The following is a 15,644-nucleotide window of genomic DNA, read 5'->3' as shown; positions in this document are numbered from 1 at the left end:
GCCCTCGGAGGTTAGGAAGGGCCCCTTCCTATACAAAAAACGATAGGAAGGGGCCCTTCCTTACGCGGGGAACTCGTTTTGGGGAGATGTGGGGGATTTGTTCTACGTGGGGTGGGGCGAGCCTTTAGGTTGATCACGGAGTGCGATCCGTCGATCACGAAGAGGTGCCGCCGGTGTTCGCTGCTGTGGGACGGTTCGTGGTCCGCCACCCCGTCTGGGTGATCCTGGCCTGGGTGGCCGCGGCGGTGGGTGTGATCGGCTTCGCCCCGACCCTGACCGCCACCACCGACGAGGCGTCCTTCCTGCCCTCACACTACGAGTCGATCCGCGCCGCGCAGATCCAGCAGCAGGCGTTTCCCCGGGCCGCCACCCCGGCGGCGATCATCGTCTTCGAGCGGAAGGACGGCGGGGCGCTGACCGACGCCGACGCGGCGAAGGTGACCTCGATCGCCCAGGCGTTGGCCGGGCAGCGGATTCCCGCCGTCATCACCCTGACGCCGACGCCACCGTCGCCGAACCGGCTGATCCAGATCATCGCGGTCGAGATGACACCCCAGCGTGGCCCGGCGGACCAGGCGCAGCCGGACGCGGTCAAGCGACTGCGCGGCGCGCTGCCGGACCAGCTCGCCGGCTCCGACCTCAAGGCCGGTGTGACCGGTACGGCGGCACAGAACCTCGACGCCCAGGATTCCGGCAACCGGGCGAACGCGATCATCGGGATCACCACGATCGCCCTGATCCTGATCCTGCTCCTGATCATTTTCCGCAGCCCGATCATCGCGATCATGCCGGTGATCGCCATCGGTCTGGTGTCCCAGATCGCCACCGGGCTGATCGCCTGGGCCAACCAGGCGTTCGACCTGAAGACCGACAGCTCGGTGAGCGCGATGCTGATCGTGGTGCTCTTCGGGGTCGGTACCGACTACATCCTGTTCCTGATGTTCCGCTTCCGGGAACGGCTGCGGCTCGGCGAGGACCCGAAGACCTCGATGGTGAGCGCGGTCGCCCGGGCCGGGGAGGCGATCGCCTCGGCGGCCGGCGCGGTCATCATCGCCTTCCTCGCCCTGACCCTCTCCTCGCTCGGGCTGTTCCGCTCGCTCGGACCGGCGCTGGCCATCGCGGTCGCCACCACGCTGGTCGCCGGACTCACCCTGATCCCGGCGATCGTGTCCCTGCTCGGGACGAAGGTCTTCTGGCCGTCGAACGCCTGGCGGCACGAGCCGCGCGGCGCCCGCTTCGCCGCGATCGGCAGGTCGTTGGGTCGCCGCCCGGCGGTGTACGCCACCGTGTCGGGCGTGGCGCTGGTCGTACTCGCCGTCTTCTCCTTCGGTTTCCATCCCAACTTCGACCTGAGCAGCGGGTCGACGTCGACCGAGTCGGAGTCGAACGTCTGGAGCAAGGAGTTGCTCAAGGGGCTGCCGGCGGGTGCGACCGAGCCGTCCAACGTCTTCCTGCGCTCCGATCGCGGCCAACCGCTGCCGGCCGACCAGCTCAGCGCGTACCGGGAGCGGCTGGTCGGGGTGCGCGGCGTCGGGCAGGTGGGACAACCGACCCTCTCCCCGGACCGGACCGTCGCGGACTTCCAGGTGACCCTGGCGAACGCGCCGCAGTCCGCCGCCGCGCTGCGTACGGTCAAGGGTCCGCTGCGCGACACCGCGCACTCGGCCGCGCCGGACGGCACCACCGCGTTCGTCGGCGGCATCACCGCGGTCTTCGTCGACATCCAGGCAGCGGTGAACCGGGACTACGCGGTGGTGTTCCCGGTCGCGGCCGTGCTCATCATGATCATTCTCGGACTGCTGCTACGAAGTGTGGTGGCGCCCTGGTACCTGATGCTCTCGGTCGGGCTCGGCTTCGCCGCCACCCTCGGCGCCACCGTGCTGATCTTCCAGCACGGGCTCGGCGAGCCCGGTCTGATCTTCATCCTGCCGGTGATCATGTATCTCTTCGTGGTGGCGCTCGGCACCGACTACAACATCCTCATGGTGGCCCGGCTCCGGGAGGAGGCCCGCGAGGGACGCGACCCCCGCGACGCCGCCGCCATGGCCATCCGCCACGCCGGACCCACCATCGCCGCCGCCGGTCTGATTCTCGCCGGTACGTTCGCCTCGCTGATGCTGGCCGGTAACAGCACGCTCACCCAGATGGGCTTCGCCATCTCGGCCGGGATCGCGATCGTCGCCTTCGTCATGTCGCTTTTTCTCACCCCGGCCATCACCGCGTTGCTCGGACATACCGCCTGGTGGCCCGGTCACACCGATGTCGAGAGTGGACAGATTCGCGACCAACCACAGGGGCGGCACCGGGCCTGAGCCGGTACGTAGCATTTGTGCGATCCATACCTGATCGGCGTATGGTCCGGAGATGGCCTCCGCGGACGTGATCGCCCACCTGCTACGCCGTGCGACGTTCGGCCCGACCGCCGACGAGGTCGACGCCGCCGTACGCGCCGGTCTCGACGCCACCCTGGACCGCCTGCTCGCCCCGGTCGGCTCCGACCCCGGTGCCGCCGGCACACCGGTGCCGAAGCTCGGCCCCGACCCCTACGCGGCGCTCGCCAAGCCGGTCGACCGGCAACAGCGCCAGCAGGCGAACAAGCAGCGTACGGAGCAGGTCCGGCAGGTCCAGCAGTGGTGGCTGGACCGGATGGTCGCCGCCGAGCACCAGCTCACCGAGAAGCTGATCTTCTTCTGGCACGGTCACTGGGCCACCAGCGTGCAGAAGGTCAAGTCCGCCCAGCTCATGCTCACCCAGTTGGACACCCTGCGCCGGTACGGTCGCGGCGGGTTCGACGCCCTGGTGACCGCGATGGTGCGCGACCCCGCGATGATCCTCTGGCTGGACGGCGAGAAGAACACCCGCAAGGCGCCGAACGAGAACCTGGCCCGCGAGCTGATGGAACTGTTCACCCTCGGCATCGGGCACTACTCCGAGCCCGACGTCAAGGCCGGTGCGAGGGCGTTGACCGGCTGGACGGTCGACCGGGCCACCGGTGCGGCCGGTTTCGCCGCCAAGCGGCACGACCCCGACCCGAAGACGATCCTCGGTCGGACCGAGAACTTCGACGCCCAGTCGTACGCCCGGCTGCTCGCCGCCCAACCACGCGCCACCCAGTTCGTCCGAAGCCGGCTCTGGTTCCGGTTCGCCGGCACCGCGCCCGGTGACGGGACCGCGCCCGGTGACGGCACCGCGTCGGCGGCCAGCCCCGGGCCGGGCGCCGGACCGGGCGCCGGACCGGGCGCCGGACCGGCCGACATCACCGCGACGCTGCGGGAGGTCTTCACCGACCCCGCCTTCGCCGGGACCCGTGGTCACCTGGTCAAACAGCCGGTGGAATGGGTGGTCGGCGCGATGCGCCAGCTCGGCGTCCGGCCGTCGGCCCTCTCCGAGCAGGAGCGTAGGCAGGTGCAGTCGGGGCTGTCCGGCATGGACCAGGTGCCGCTGCGCCCGCCGAGCGTCGGCGGCTGGCCCGCCGGCAGTGCCTGGCTGACCACCTCCGCGCTACAGGCGCGGATGCGGCTGGCCGACCTGCTCGCGACGGCGGCCGGGCCGACGGTGGGCCAGCGGCTCGCCGCCGCGCCGGAGGCGGGTCGACTCGACGCGCTGGCCCGACTGCTCGTGGTCGACGGCTGGAGCGAACGTACCCGGGCCGCGCTCACACCGCTGGCCGCGAAACCGGAACGGCTCGTCGCGGCCGCGCTGGTGAGCCCCGAATACACCGTCTGCTGACCGGAGGCGACACACGTGGACACCCTGACCCGACGTAGGTTCCTGATCGCCAGCGGAGTTGTCGGTGCCGGAGCACTGGCCGCCGGCGCCACCACGTACGCGCTGTCCGACCTGTTCGAGACGGCGGGCGAGCGGGATCCGGCGAGCCGGACGCTGGTCCTGGTCACGCTCTACGGGGGCAACGACGGTCTGAACACCGTTGTGCCGTACGCCGACCCGGCGTACCACGACGCGCGGCCCGGGATCGCGTACACCGCCGAGGAGGTGAAGCGGCTCGACGACGCCTTCGGGCTCAACCCGGCGATGGGGGGTCTGCACCGGCTCTTCGGACAGGGCAAGCTGGCGGTCGTACGCGGTGTCGGCTACCCGAAGCCGGACCGGAGCCACTTCCGTTCGATGGACATCTGGCAGACCGCCGACCCGGAGCGCCCCGGGGTGACCGGGTGGATCGGCCGGTGGCTGGACGGCGTCGGCGGCGACCCACGGCTGGCGGTCTCCTTCGAGTCGGCCGTGCCGCCGCTGCTCGCCGGTGAGCGCAGCGCCGGTGCCTCGGTGCCGGTCGCCGGGCGGGCGATGCGTGGCGGGTTGCCGGACCAGACGCTGGCGGCACTGGCCGCCGGCAGCCCGGACGACTCCCCGGCACGGGCACGGGCGGCGGCCTGCTTCGCCGACCTCCGCTCGGTCAACCAGATGATCACGGAGGTACGGGACGCGGCCGAGGAGCCCGACGACGCCGACCCGGATCCGGAGCGGCCGGCGGCGACCGCGACCGGCGGTGCGCGTACGTCGTTGCAGGCCCAGCTCGACCTGGTGGCGCAGTGTGTGGAGGCAGGCGTGTCGACGCGGGTCTTCTCCGTCTCGCTGGGCGGGTTCGACAGCCACGCGGACGAGAAGCAGTTGCAGGCGGTCCTGCTCGAACAGGTGGACCGGGCGCTGACCGGGTTTGCCGAGCGGATGTCGCGTACCGAGGCGGGCCGCAAGGTGGTGGTCGCGGTCTACTCGGAGTTCGGCCGGCGGGTACGCGCCAACGCCTCCGACGGCACCGACCACGGCACCGCCTCGAACGTCTTCCTGCTCGGCGCGGGCGTGCACGGTGGCCTGTACGGGGAACAGCCCAGCCTGACCGACCTGGACGACGGTGACCTGCGGTTCACCGTGGACTTCCGGGACGTCTACGCGACGCTGCTCGAACGGGTGCTCGACGGCGACCCGGGGCGGGTGCTCGGCGGCTGGTCCGGTCGACGCGACGAACTGTTCGCCCCGGTCTGAGTCGAGCCACTGAGTCGAGCCGCCGGTCCGGTCAGGCGGAGCCGGTCGGTGGTGGCTCGGGCGTCCAGGTGTGCCGTGCGGCGGCGATCTCGGCGAACTCCTCCACCAGCGGCGAGGTGTTGCCGTCGGCCCAGGCCAGGCAGACCTGGTTGGGTGGGAGGCCGTCGACCGGGACGTGGGTGACGTCGGGTCGGGTGTAGAAGGTGGCGGTCGACAGCGGCAGGACGGCCACCCCCCGGTAGGCCGCGACGTGCTCCAGCTTCTCCTCCACCGAGCCGAGGCCGGGTCGGGGCCACGGGTCCGGGTCGACCGGCCGGTCGGGCACGCCGTCGCCGGTGGCTGGCCGCACGGCGAGCAGGTCACGCCACTCCGGGACCGCGTCGGGGTGCTGGAGCAGACGCTCCTCGACCAGCTCGGCGAGGGCGACCGACTCCTTGCCGGCGAGTCGGTGGTCGACGGGGAGGACCACCACGCGGGGCTCGCTGTGCAGCGGGCGCAGGCGCAGGCCACGCCGGTCGACCGGGAGCCGTACGTAACTGACGTCGGCCCGCCCCTCGTGCACCACCTCGACCTGGTCCTGCCACGAGGTGCGCAGGACCTCGACGGCCAGGTCGGGATGGCGCTGGGCGATCGCCCTGGCCTCGGCGGTGACGATGAGGCCCGGCATGAAGCCGATGGTGAAGGTCGGGCGGCCGTGGGCGGCGCGGCGCGCCCGCCGACCCGCCGCCTCGGCGGCGGCGAGCAGTGGGCGGGCGTCGACCAGCAGTTGCCTGCCGGCCTCGGTCAGTGTGGTGGTCCTCCGGTCGCGGGCGAAGAGCTGGACCCGGAGCTCGTGCTCGAACGCCCGGATCTGCCGGGAGAGGACCGGCTGGGCGATGTGCAGCCGTTGCGCGGCACGGCCGAAGTGCAGCTCCTCGGCCACCGCGACGAAGTAGCGGAGCTTACGAAGATCGAGGTCCACTGGTCGGCTCCGCTCCGCTGGTCGGTCCGCTTCCCGTTCGGATGGTACCCGGCGGGTGATACCCGACAGGTATGAGTGAGCTGATACCCAGTGGGCATTACAGCGGCCCGAACAGGTCTTGGACGGTCGACGGGCGGTCGGCGCAGGGTGGAGACCGTCACCGCGACACGTACCGCACGACCGGAAGGAACAAGATCATGACCCTCACCGACCAGCGCGTTGTCGTACTCGGGGGAACGTCGGGAATCGGGCTGGCCACCGCCACCATGGTCGCCCGCGAGGGTGCCCGGGTCGCGGTCGCCTCCAGCAGCCAGAGCAGCGTGGACCGGGCCCTGGCGACCCTGCCCGACGGCAGCGCCGGCTACGCCGCGAACCTCACCGAACCCGCCGACGTGGCCCGGCTGTTCGCGGATCTCGGCCCGTTCGACCACCTGGTCTACACCGCTGGCGAGCCGCTCGCGCTGATGTCACTCGACACGCTCGACCTCGACGCCGCCCGCACCGCGTTCGAGCTGCGTTACTTCGCCGCCCTGTCGACGATCAACGCCGCCATCCCCTTCCTGCGGCCGGGCGGCTCGATCACCCTGATCACCGGCACCGCCAAGGACCGGCCGAGTCCGGGCTGGTCGGTGGCGTCGAGCATCACCGGCGCCATCGACGCCCTGGTCCGCGCCCTCGCGGTCGAGCTGGCCCCGGTACGGGTCAACGCCGTCTCCGCCGGTGTGATCCGCTCGCCGCTCTGGGACTCACTGCCCGACGAGGCGCGCGAGCAGATGTACGGCCACCTCGAGACCACGCTGCCGCTCGGCCGGGTGGGCACACCCGAGGAGGTCGCCGAGGCGTTTGTCTTCCTGCTCCGGGCGAGCTACGTCACCGGAACCGTGGTGACCGTCGACGGCGGCACCCTGATCGCCTGAGCCGCCGCCGTGGTGAGTTTTGTGAGTTACCAACCGATTCAGCCGATAATCTGAGCCGGTCAGCAGGGCCGCCTCCCGGCGTGCGTCCCGCCCGTCGGCAGCGGGCACGAGGACAAGGAACAGAGGATCATGTCGCTGCTCACCGCCCCGAACCAGACCGTCGACGCGCCGAACGGCAGCACGTACACGTACCGCAACTTCGGCAAGGTCGGTGGCACGCCGGTGCTCTTCCTCCAGTGCTTCCGGGGCAACATCGACATCTGGGACCCGGCACTGGTCGACGCCATCGCGGCCGAGCGTGAGGTGATCCTCTTCGACGCCAGCGGGGTGGGCGGTTCGACCGGGCAAACCCCCGAGACGGTACGCGAGTACGCCCGCGACACCCTCGCCTTCGTCGACGCGCTCGGGCTGACCATGGTCGACCTGCTCGGTTTCTCGCTCGGCGGCTTCGTGGCGCAGGAGGTGACGCTCCAGCGCCCGTACCTGGTCCGCCGGCTCGTCCTGGCCGGCACCGGTCCGCAGGGAGGGCGTGGCTTCCACGCCTGGTCCGGCGAGACCCGCGTGCACGCCCACAAGGAGCAGCAGGACGCGGAGGACCTGCTCTACCTCTTCTTCTCCCCGTCGGAGCAGAGCCGGGCCAAGGGGATGGAGTACATCGGCCGGATCTTCAGCCGGCAGCAGGACCGCGACACGCCCGCCACGCTCGCCGTACGGGACGCCCAGCTCGCGGCGATCGCCGACTGGGGCATCCCGGACAGCGGCAGGTTCTCCCGCCTGTCGGCGATCGGGCAACCGACCCTGGTGGCGAACGGCGACCACGACGTCATGGTGCCGACGCCGAACTCGTACCTGCTCGCCGGCCACCTGCCCGACGCCGAACTGGTCATCTACCCGGACGCGAACCACGGGTTCCTGTTCCAGTACCCGCAGGAGTTCGCCGGCGAGGTCAACCGTTTCCTGACCCGGGCCTGAGCCGCCGACGGTCACCCGAGCGCGCCGGCACCACCCACCGAACGGGTGGTACCGCGCTCCCGGCGTACCCGGGTCAGGTTCGGGGATTCGGGCGCCCGCCGCGCCCGCCGGCCGGGCCGTCGGCGGTGGCCGGCGCCGTCGCGGCGGTCGCCGGGGTCGTGGCCGGCAGGTCGAGACTGGTCCGGAGCGTGATCGGCCGCAGCAGCACGGCGGCGATCACGCCGACCACCCCGATGGCGGCGGAGATGAGGAAGATGTGCCCGGTGGCGTCGCCGTACGCGTTGCGCACGATGTGCTCGACGGCCTCGGGCAGACCGTTGAGGTTGAGGCTGCCACCGGCGCTGCCCGAGGCGGACGCCGGCACCCCGGCGGCGGCCAGGTCGTGGGTGATCTGCTCGGTCACCCGCCGGGCCAGCACCGCGCCGAGCACGCTGACCCCGATCGTGCCGCCGAGGGAGCGGAAGAACGCGACCGACGAGCTCGCCGCGCCGATGTCACGCAGGGCCACCGTGTTCTGGACCGCCAGCACGAGGTTCTGCATGGTCATGCCGACACCCACACCGACGAGCAGCATCGCGGCGCCGACAAAGATCAGCGAGGTTCGGTGGTCGATGGTGCCGAGCATCAGGAAGCCGACCACCAGCACGACCGAACCGACGATGATGTACGGCTTGACCCGCCCACTCCTGGTGATGAGGCGGCCGGCGACGATCGAGGCGCCGAGCACGCCGACCATCATCGGGATGGTGAGCAGTCCGGCCTCGGTCGGGCTGTAGCCGCGACCGATCTGGAAGTACTGGCCGAGGAAGACGGCCCCGCCGAACATCGCCATGCCGACCGCGAGGCTGGCGACGATGGCCAGCGCGGTGGTGTGTTCCCGTACGATCCGCAGTGGCACGACCGGTTCGGCGGCGCGGGTCTCGACCAGGACGGCGAGCGCGAGCAGGAGCAGCGAGCCGCCGACCATGGCGGCGCTCTGCCAGGAGATCCAGGCGAACGATCCGTCCACGAACGAGATCCAGATCAGCAGCAGGCTGACCCCGGCGGCGATCAGGGCCGCACCCAGATAGTCGATCTTCACGTCCTCCCGCCGCACCGTGGTCAGGTGCAGGGTGGCCTGGAGCACCAGCAGCGCGATCACCGCGACCGGTACGCCGACGAAGAAGCACCACCGCCAGCCCAGCCAGGACGTGTCGACGATGACGCCGCCGAGCAGTGGCCCGCCGACCGTGGCGAGCGCCATGACGCCGCCGAGGTAACCGTTGTAGCGGCCCCGCTCACGGGGCGGGATCATGGCGGCGATCACGACCTGGACCAGGGCCTGGAGGCCGCCGACCCCGATGCCCTGGAAGGCCCGGGCGGCGATGAGCTGGCCGGCGCTCTGGGCCAGGCCGCTGATGATCGAGCCCAGCACGAAGATCACGATGGCGACCTGGACGAGCGTCTTCTTGTTGAACAGGTCGGCGAGCTTGCCCCAGATCGGGGTGGTCGCGGTCGCGGTGAGCAGGGTCGCGGTGACCACCCAGGTGTACTGGTTCTGGGAACCGTCGAGCGCGCCGATGATCTGCGGCAGGGCGGTCGACACGACGGTGCTGCTGAGCATCGCGACGAAGAGCACCAGCAGCAGACCGCTGAGTGCCTCCAGCGTCTGGCGGTGGTTCATCGGCTCGGCGCCGGCCACGGTGGGGGCGGTGGTAACGGGTGCGCTCATCCGGGCGTCTCCAGCGGTTGTTCGGAGCGGGTCGGGCGGCGTCTGCGCGTCGAACTGCCCACCCGGCGGGTACTCGCCGAGCTGTGCAGCCGGCGTGCACGCGCCGAGCTGTCCATCCGGCGGGCACCGGCCGAGCTGTGCAGCCGGCACCTACGTGTCGAGCTGTGCGGCCCGGCGCCGACAGCGCCGCCAGGACAAGCTTGGTGGATACTTGCCCGATGTGCAAGTTTGCTCGTTGAGAAACAAGTCACCGGGGCGTAACCTCCCTCTGATGGACACGACGGCGGGACGCCGGGAACGCAAGAAGGCCGCGACGCGCCAGGCGCTGCACGAGGCCGCGCTCCGGCTCGCCGTCGAACAGGGGCTGGAACGGGTCACCGTCGAGGCGATCGCGGACGCCGCCGACGTGTCCCGACGTACGTTCTCCAACTACTTCTCCAGCAAGGAGGAGGTCTTCTTCCACGCCGACCTGGTCCGGATCCGTCGCCTGCTCGAGCTGGTGCGGGCCCGGCCGAACGACGAAGCCCCGTGGACCGCCCTGCGGGCGGCGGCCGAGGAGCTGGTCGGCGACGGCGACGATCTGGACCCGCTCTGGCTGGCCCAGCGTCGCCTGATCCGTGGGCACCCGAGCCTCGCCGCCCAGCTCGTCGGGACGTACGGCGCCGCCGAGCGCGAGCTGACCGCCGAGATCAGCCGGCGGCTGCCCGCCGCACCGGACACCCCGCTGCGGTCGCGGGTGCTCGCCGCCGCGTTCCTCAACGCGCTGCGCGCGGCCATCCAACACTGGATCGACCATCCGGACCGGCCGCTGGTGGAGCTGGTCCACGAGGGGCTCGGCTACGCCAGGGGCGATCTGTGAACCCGGGCGGCCAGGCCACGGGTGGGCGTGACACGACGCCGGGCGGCCAGGGTGCAGGTGGGCGCAGGTGGGTGCGTACCGGTTCGCTGGGCGCCGGGGCGGCCGGGCAGGCACGGGCCCAGATCCAGCGGACCGCGCTCGCCCTGTTCATCGAGAAGGGTTACGACAAGACCTCGCTGCGGGAGGTCGCCGAGGAACTCGGGGTGACCAAGGCCGCGCTCTACTACCACTTCCCGACCAAGGAGGACATCGTCAGCAGCCTGGTCGAGGAGCGGATCGCCGTGGTCGAGGAGCTGATCGGCTGGGCGCGGCGGCAGCCCGACCGGGAGCTGATGCGTCGCGAGTTCGTCCGGCGGTACGCGACCGGACTGCTCGACGCCGACCGGCACGCGGACATCATGCGGTTCTTCCAGCGCAACCAGACGATCGTCGACACCCTGCCGGCGGGCCAGCGGATGCGGGAGCAGCTAACCCGGGTCTTCGACCTGCTGGCCGAGCCGGGCGAACCGCTCACCCGGCAGTTCCGGCGGGCGATGGCCCTCTTCGCGGTGCACGCGGGCTGGTTGCTGCCGCGCGGGTGCGACGCCAGCGAGCAGGAACGCCGCGAGGCCACCCTGGAGGTCGCCCTTCAGCTCATCTCCGACGACGACTCCGGCGGCGGTTGCGCGCAAGGAAGGGCCCCTTGTTAACGCTATGCGTTAACAAGGGGCCCTTCCTTGCGCGTCAGGTGGGGAGGAAGCGGGCGGCGTCGGCGACCACGTAGCCGTTGGTGTTCTCGGTACGGATCAGCACGCTGCCGGCCGTACCGGCGGTGAACGGGTAGGTGCCGAGCGGGACCCACTGGCCACCGGAGGTCCGCTGGTCGACGGTACGGGTGGCGATGCCGCCGCTGTGCACGATCTCCACCGGTACGTTGCTGGCCCGGTTCTCGTGCGCGGTCCAGCGCAGGTAGACGGTGTAGCTGCCGGTGGTCGGCAGGACCGGGGTGAAGCGCATCCGGTTCACGCCCTTGGCGGTGTTGTCGTCGTGCTCGTAGTCGGCTCCGTGGTAGCCGCCGATCGCGGTGCTGCCCAGCCAGGTGCCGGCCCGGGTAACGCCGCTGCCGGCCCGGCTGTCGAGGATCACCTCACCGCTGGCGGGCGGCGGCCACACCAGCAGTTGACCGTCGGCGAGCAGCCGGGTCCGCAGTTGCGGGTAGTCGACGTCCTGGAGTGCCGTACCGGTGCCGAGGGCCAGCACCGCCGCCGTCGCCGCCGACTGGCCGAGGATCATGAAGACCGGTTCCATCCGGATCGACCCGTACGCGATGTGGCTCGCCGCCAGGCAGACCGGTACGGCCAGGTTGGCGCACTCGGTACGGGTCGGCACGATCGACCGGTAGCTGATCGAGTACGGCGCCGGCACCCCGATCTGCACGTCACCCTCGTTGCGGACCCGCCCGGCCACCACGACCCGTTGACAGTTGTGCGAGTCCATGGTGTAACTGGCCAGGCCGACCGGGTCGGTCACCGTCTCCTGGCCACGGCAGTTCCGCTCGGTCATCACGTACGCGGAGACCATCCGCCGGGCCTCGCGCACGTAGAGCTGCGGTGGCCAGCCGCCGGTGCCGGTGAACTCGTCGGCGGCCAGGCCCCAGGACGCGTTCTGGGACCGGATCGACGCCGGCAGCCGGGGGTCGTTGGCCAGGAACCACATCAGCCCCTGCTGGTAGCGGGTGTGCTCGGCGGCGATGCTGTCCCGGGTGGCGTGGCTCGCGGTGGGGTAGGCGTAGTTCGCGCCGATGAAGTCGGTGGAGGTCGCGCCGTTGTTGTTGGAGTCGGTCTTGCCGTTGCCGACGCCGTGGGTGGTGAAGAACGGCCCGGACCAGCCCGCCTGGACGTACCGCAGCAGCAGTTCGTAGTCGGCCGCGTCGTAGCCGGCCGGGCGGGGGAACGGGATCCGGTTGGCCGCCTGGGTCAGGCACATCCGGTAGTTGTACGCCTGGATCAGGCCGTCCCCGGTGCCGTTCGGCGCGACCGGGGCGGCGCTGATGCCGGGCAGCAGGCCAGAGGCCGGGTTGCCCGGCACGACGTACGGGTCGACCGGGAAGTTGAACTGGTGCCCGTTGCGCGACTGCACCCCGTTGATCGTCTCGCCGTACGTCGCGTTGCTCTCCCGGCCGACCGTCCAGGTGACCCCGGCCCGGTGCATCAGGTCGCCCTCGTAGCTCGCGTCGACGAACATCGGGCCCCGGAACACCTGACCGTTGTCGGCGACGACCTCGGTGATCCGGTTGCCGGCCATGGTCACGCCGGTGAGCCGTACGCCGTGGTAGACCGGCACCCCCGCCTCGTCCAACATGTCGTCGAAGACCGCGCGGGCCACGTGCGGCTCGAAGGTGAACCGGGCCGGCGAGGTCGGCGTCACCGGCGTGCCGGCGTACCTGGCGTGCACCCGGCGGTAGAACTCACCGGCGATCCCCCTGATCGCGGCCTGGGTGCCGCTGTCGGTCATGCCGAGTCCGCCGGTGGTCAGCCCGCCGAGGTGCGCACCCGGCTCCAGCACGACGGTGGTCCGTCCCATCCTCCGGGCCTGCACCGCGGCGACGATGCCGGCCGAGGTGGCGCCATAGACCACCAGGTCGGCCTGGACCACGGCGGCGGCAAGAGCGGGGGCGGCGAGGGCCGGGACCCCGGCGAGCACGACGGTCGCACCGCCGACACGCAGCAGGGTGCGGCGGGAGATCGGGTACGGCATGGCGGGCGGCTCCTCCGGTCGGTGGACTCAGGAGCGCGCCGCCGCATCCCTCGAATCACCCACGACTCTCCGTCGCCCGCCGCACGATGTCAAGGTCGTCTATCCGTTGGGTGCCCCCGCCGGTCGATGTCGTCGATCGGGGCGGCATCGAGGCGGCGCGGCCCTCGTAGAGATCCAGGTAGAGCCGGTGCAGATCGTCGGCCAGCTCGTTGACCCGGTCCGGCCGGACGATGTCGTGCCCCAGCCCGAGTTCCGGGGCGAGCCGGTGCAGGAGCAGCGGCAGGTCGTTCGCCTCGGCCAGCCGGCGCGGGATCTCCACGGCCGCCCGCTGGTCGATCGAGTCGTCGCCGGCCGCGAAGACCACCGCCACGTTGCGCAGGTCGCCGCCGCCGGCCAGGGCCCGCAGGTTGATCATGATGCGCAGGTACTGGGAGAGCGCGGAGAGCCAGAAGCCCGTCCCGCTCACCTGGCGGTCCGGCAGGACCCGGAAGCCGAACAGTACGGTCAGCGGCTTGACCAGGTACGCCGGTGCCTTGGCCGGGTTCACGCCGTAGAACGGGGCGAGCACCAGCAGCCGGCGTACGACGTCGGAGCGGTGCCGGGCCAGCCAGGTGCCGAGTACGGCACCGCCGGAGATGCCGACAACTCCGACCTCCTCCCCCAGCCCCGCCGCGACGGTGACCGACTCGTTCGCGTACCCGACCAGTTCGACGGCGTTGAGCCGCCCCTCGGCCCGCCGGTCGCGCAGTCCGTGGCCGGGTGCCCGGGGGACGTAGACGTTGTACCCGTGGTCGAAGTAGAACCGGGCCAGGCCGGCGAACTGGGCCGGTGAGACGGTGTAACCGTGCAACATCAGCACGGCACGGGCGGTACGGGTGCCGTGGGAGAGCAGCATCGTGCCGGCCTCCGGCAGCACCTGCGGATCGTGCCGGTCGGCGGCGACGGTCTGCTCGGCCCGGGCCACGGCCGCGTGGTAGTCGAGCGACTCGACCGGCGCGTGCCGCAGTCGCCCGTGCCGCAGCGGCCAGGCGTAGACCACGAGCACCGGCAGGGCCAGCACGACGAGCACCCCGAGCGTGACCAGGAGCCAGGGTGGGAGACCGCCGGCCGGCGACGCCGCGAGGTCGCGCATCGCCGCCAGGCCGTTCGAGGGGTGGTCCATGGTTCACCTGCCGTCACCGGAGCTGACGTACGCCCGCGTGACCGTACGTACCGGGAACGGTAGTTTCGGAGGTCTCGTGCCCGCCCGTGGCTGTGGTCGGGATCATGTCCGGACCGCCACCGGGCCGTACGGCGGTTGAAAAGCGTCACATTCTCACGCAGAGTCGGATCACCGACTTCTCGAACCGTGACCTATCTCCCCAGCTCAGATGGGGAATGCCGGCGATCGGCCGAATGGAGAAGACGGCCGTCGCTACCTAGGGTAGGGGGCATGAGGAAAGCTGGGGCAGTTCGCCGGGGCGCACTCGCCCTGACACTGGCGCTGGTCGTGACCGGGGTGGCCTTCGGTGTCCGGGTGGCGGCGGACGCCGGTTCGCCGGCCCCGTCGACCGCCGAGCTGCTCGGACCCGACTACGTCGACATCCGTACGGTGCCGAGCGGCAGTGCCGATCCCGAACCGGACCCGGGCTCCGCGACCGGCACCTACACCTGGGACTGCGGGCGGAACTCGAACGGCCACCGGAACACCGCGAACGTGGTCGTGGTGCCGGGCATGCCCGGTCCGGCGCACCACGTGCACGACTACGTCGGCAACCTCTCCACCGACGTCAGCTCCACCGTCGACACCCTGGCCGGCGGCGGGACCACCTGCGCCAACGGTGACGAGTCAACCTACTACTGGCCGGTGCTGCGTACGCTGTCCACGGCCCACCCGGGGCACGACGGCGCCGGGACGCGGCCGGACGGCGCGAGCGCGAGCCCGGGAGCCGAACACTTCGGTGAGATCCAGGTGCCGGTGTCGTTGATGCTCACCTTCTACGGCAACCCCCGGACCCCGGTCGTCGCGATGCCGTCGCTGCTGCGCGCCACCATGGGCGACGCGGTGGCGATCACCAACGGCGGGGCGCGGGCCCAGGCGACCTGGACCTGTTCCGACACCCCGGACCGGCGGACCACCCGGTATCCGGTCTGCGCGCCGGGCCAGCGGGTGCTGCGGGTGTTCGACTTCCCGAGCTGCTGGGACGGACGGCGGGTGGACAGCACCGACCACCGGCAGCACGTGGTCTTCCCGAGCGCGGGCGGCGGCTGCCCGGCGGCGACGTTCGCGGTGCCGCGACTGCGCCTGGTCGCGGCGTACGACATCGCCCCGGGCACCCGCTACCAGATCGACGCGTTCGACGGGCAGCGCAACAGCCCGCTCACCGATCACGCCTTCTTCGTCAATCTGATGCCCGAGCCGCTGATGGCGCGGGTGGTGCGTTGCCTCAACAGCGGCGAGGCGTGCGACGACAAGACCACTCCGGTCGGGTGACGGTCCGGTGACCGTAC

The 15,644-nt window shown here is 71.3% G+C and carries 12 protein-coding genes; 8 read left to right on the top strand and 4 right to left on the bottom strand.

From position 1 onward, the window contains the following. The first annotated feature begins 173 nt into the window (after positions 1–173). Genes ACI2K4_RS01910 through ACI2K4_RS01900 form a run of 3 tightly spaced genes read left to right on the top strand, consistent with a single transcriptional unit; the run spans position 174 to position 4,998 of the window. A complete protein-coding gene (locus ACI2K4_RS01910) occupies positions 174–2,312 on the top strand; it encodes an MMPL family transporter (protein WP_404507992.1) in 2,139 nt (712 codons plus the stop codon). Between the two features lie 52 nt (positions 2,313–2,364). Beyond that, a complete protein-coding gene (locus ACI2K4_RS01905) occupies positions 2,365–3,729 on the top strand; it encodes a DUF1800 family protein (RefSeq protein ID WP_404507991.1) in 1,365 nt (454 codons plus the stop codon). 15 nt (positions 3,730–3,744) lie between these two features. Beyond that, on the top strand, positions 3,745–4,998 hold the full coding sequence (locus ACI2K4_RS01900) for a DUF1501 domain-containing protein (RefSeq protein ID WP_404507990.1): 1,254 nt from the start codon (positions 3,745–3,747) through the stop codon (positions 4,996–4,998). A 31-nt stretch (positions 4,999–5,029) separates the two neighbouring features. On the opposite strand, the gene ACI2K4_RS01895 is transcribed toward ACI2K4_RS01900, so the two are convergent. Beyond that, the gene (locus tag ACI2K4_RS01895) at positions 5,030–5,959 is read right to left on the bottom strand and encodes a LysR family transcriptional regulator (RefSeq protein ID WP_404507989.1); all 930 of its coding nucleotides are present in this window, start codon (positions 5,957–5,959) and stop codon (positions 5,030–5,032) included. 197 nt (positions 5,960–6,156) lie between these two features. Between ACI2K4_RS01895 and ACI2K4_RS01890 the strand changes: the two genes are divergently transcribed. Further along, positions 6,157–6,876, top strand: coding sequence for an SDR family oxidoreductase (locus tag ACI2K4_RS01890; protein WP_404507988.1), 720 nt, complete (start codon positions 6,157–6,159; stop codon positions 6,874–6,876). 129 nt (positions 6,877–7,005) lie between these two features. Continuing rightward, positions 7,006–7,848 (top strand): alpha/beta fold hydrolase, encoded by an 843-nt coding sequence (locus ACI2K4_RS01885; RefSeq protein ID WP_404507987.1) that lies wholly within the window; start codon positions 7,006–7,008, stop codon positions 7,846–7,848. A gap of 73 nt (positions 7,849–7,921) precedes the next feature. Here the strand turns inward: ACI2K4_RS01885 and ACI2K4_RS01880 are convergent, their stop codons facing one another. After that, entirely contained in the window at positions 7,922–9,559 is a 1,638-nt protein-coding gene (locus tag ACI2K4_RS01880) for an MDR family MFS transporter (protein WP_404507985.1), read from the bottom strand. A 271-nt stretch (positions 9,560–9,830) separates the two neighbouring features. On the opposite strand from ACI2K4_RS01880, the gene ACI2K4_RS01875 reads away from it, so the two are divergent. Both ACI2K4_RS01875 and ACI2K4_RS01870 read left to right on the top strand, forming a co-directional pair. After that, positions 9,831–10,418, top strand: coding sequence for a TetR/AcrR family transcriptional regulator (locus tag ACI2K4_RS01875; RefSeq protein WP_404507984.1), 588 nt, complete (start codon positions 9,831–9,833; stop codon positions 10,416–10,418). A 71-nt stretch (positions 10,419–10,489) separates the two neighbouring features. Further along, a complete protein-coding gene (locus tag ACI2K4_RS01870) occupies positions 10,490–11,107 on the top strand; it encodes a TetR/AcrR family transcriptional regulator (protein WP_404507983.1) in 618 nt (205 codons plus the stop codon). Between the two features lie 34 nt (positions 11,108–11,141). On the opposite strand, the gene ACI2K4_RS01865 is transcribed toward ACI2K4_RS01870, so the two are convergent. Continuing rightward, the gene (locus tag ACI2K4_RS01865; RefSeq protein ID WP_404507982.1) at positions 11,142–13,154 is read right to left on the bottom strand and encodes an FAD-dependent oxidoreductase; all 2,013 of its coding nucleotides are present in this window, start codon (positions 13,152–13,154) and stop codon (positions 11,142–11,144) included. A 55-nt stretch (positions 13,155–13,209) separates the two neighbouring features. Beyond that, positions 13,210–14,316, bottom strand: coding sequence for an alpha/beta hydrolase (locus ACI2K4_RS01860; RefSeq protein WP_404507981.1), 1,107 nt, complete (start codon positions 14,314–14,316; stop codon positions 13,210–13,212). Between the two features lie 270 nt (positions 14,317–14,586). Between ACI2K4_RS01860 and ACI2K4_RS01855 the strand changes: the two genes are divergently transcribed. After that, positions 14,587–15,627 (top strand): DUF1996 domain-containing protein, encoded by a 1,041-nt coding sequence (locus ACI2K4_RS01855; RefSeq protein WP_404507980.1) that lies wholly within the window; start codon positions 14,587–14,589, stop codon positions 15,625–15,627. Positions 15,628–15,644: the final 17 nt, after the last annotated feature.

The organism is Micromonospora sp. NPDC050397 (assembly GCF_044901685.1).
Taxonomy (GTDB): domain Bacteria; phylum Actinomycetota; class Actinomycetes; order Mycobacteriales; family Micromonosporaceae; genus Micromonospora_G.
The sequence above is the reverse complement of the archived record's forward strand: the minus strand, read 5'-3'. Positions and strand labels throughout refer to the sequence as shown.

Coding starts and splice junctions, on each gene's coding strand:
- ACI2K4_RS01905 (WP_404507991.1), top strand. CDS start 2,365: ATGGCCTCCGCGGACGTGATCGCCCACCTGCTACGCCGTGCGACGTTC.
- ACI2K4_RS01865 (WP_404507982.1), bottom strand. CDS start 13,154: ATGCCGTACCCGATCTCCCGCCGCACCCTGCTGCGTGTCGGCGGTGCG.
- ACI2K4_RS01880 (WP_404507985.1), bottom strand. CDS start 9,559: ATGAGCGCACCCGTTACCACCGCCCCCACCGTGGCCGGCGCCGAGCCG.
- ACI2K4_RS01875 (WP_404507984.1), top strand. CDS start 9,831: ATGGACACGACGGCGGGACGCCGGGAACGCAAGAAGGCCGCGACGCGC.
- ACI2K4_RS01855 (WP_404507980.1), top strand. CDS start 14,587: ATGAGGAAAGCTGGGGCAGTTCGCCGGGGCGCACTCGCCCTGACACTG.
- ACI2K4_RS01890 (WP_404507988.1), top strand. CDS start 6,157: ATGACCCTCACCGACCAGCGCGTTGTCGTACTCGGGGGAACGTCGGGA.
- ACI2K4_RS01860 (WP_404507981.1), bottom strand. CDS start 14,316: ATGGACCACCCCTCGAACGGCCTGGCGGCGATGCGCGACCTCGCGGCG.
- ACI2K4_RS01885 (WP_404507987.1), top strand. CDS start 7,006: ATGTCGCTGCTCACCGCCCCGAACCAGACCGTCGACGCGCCGAACGGC.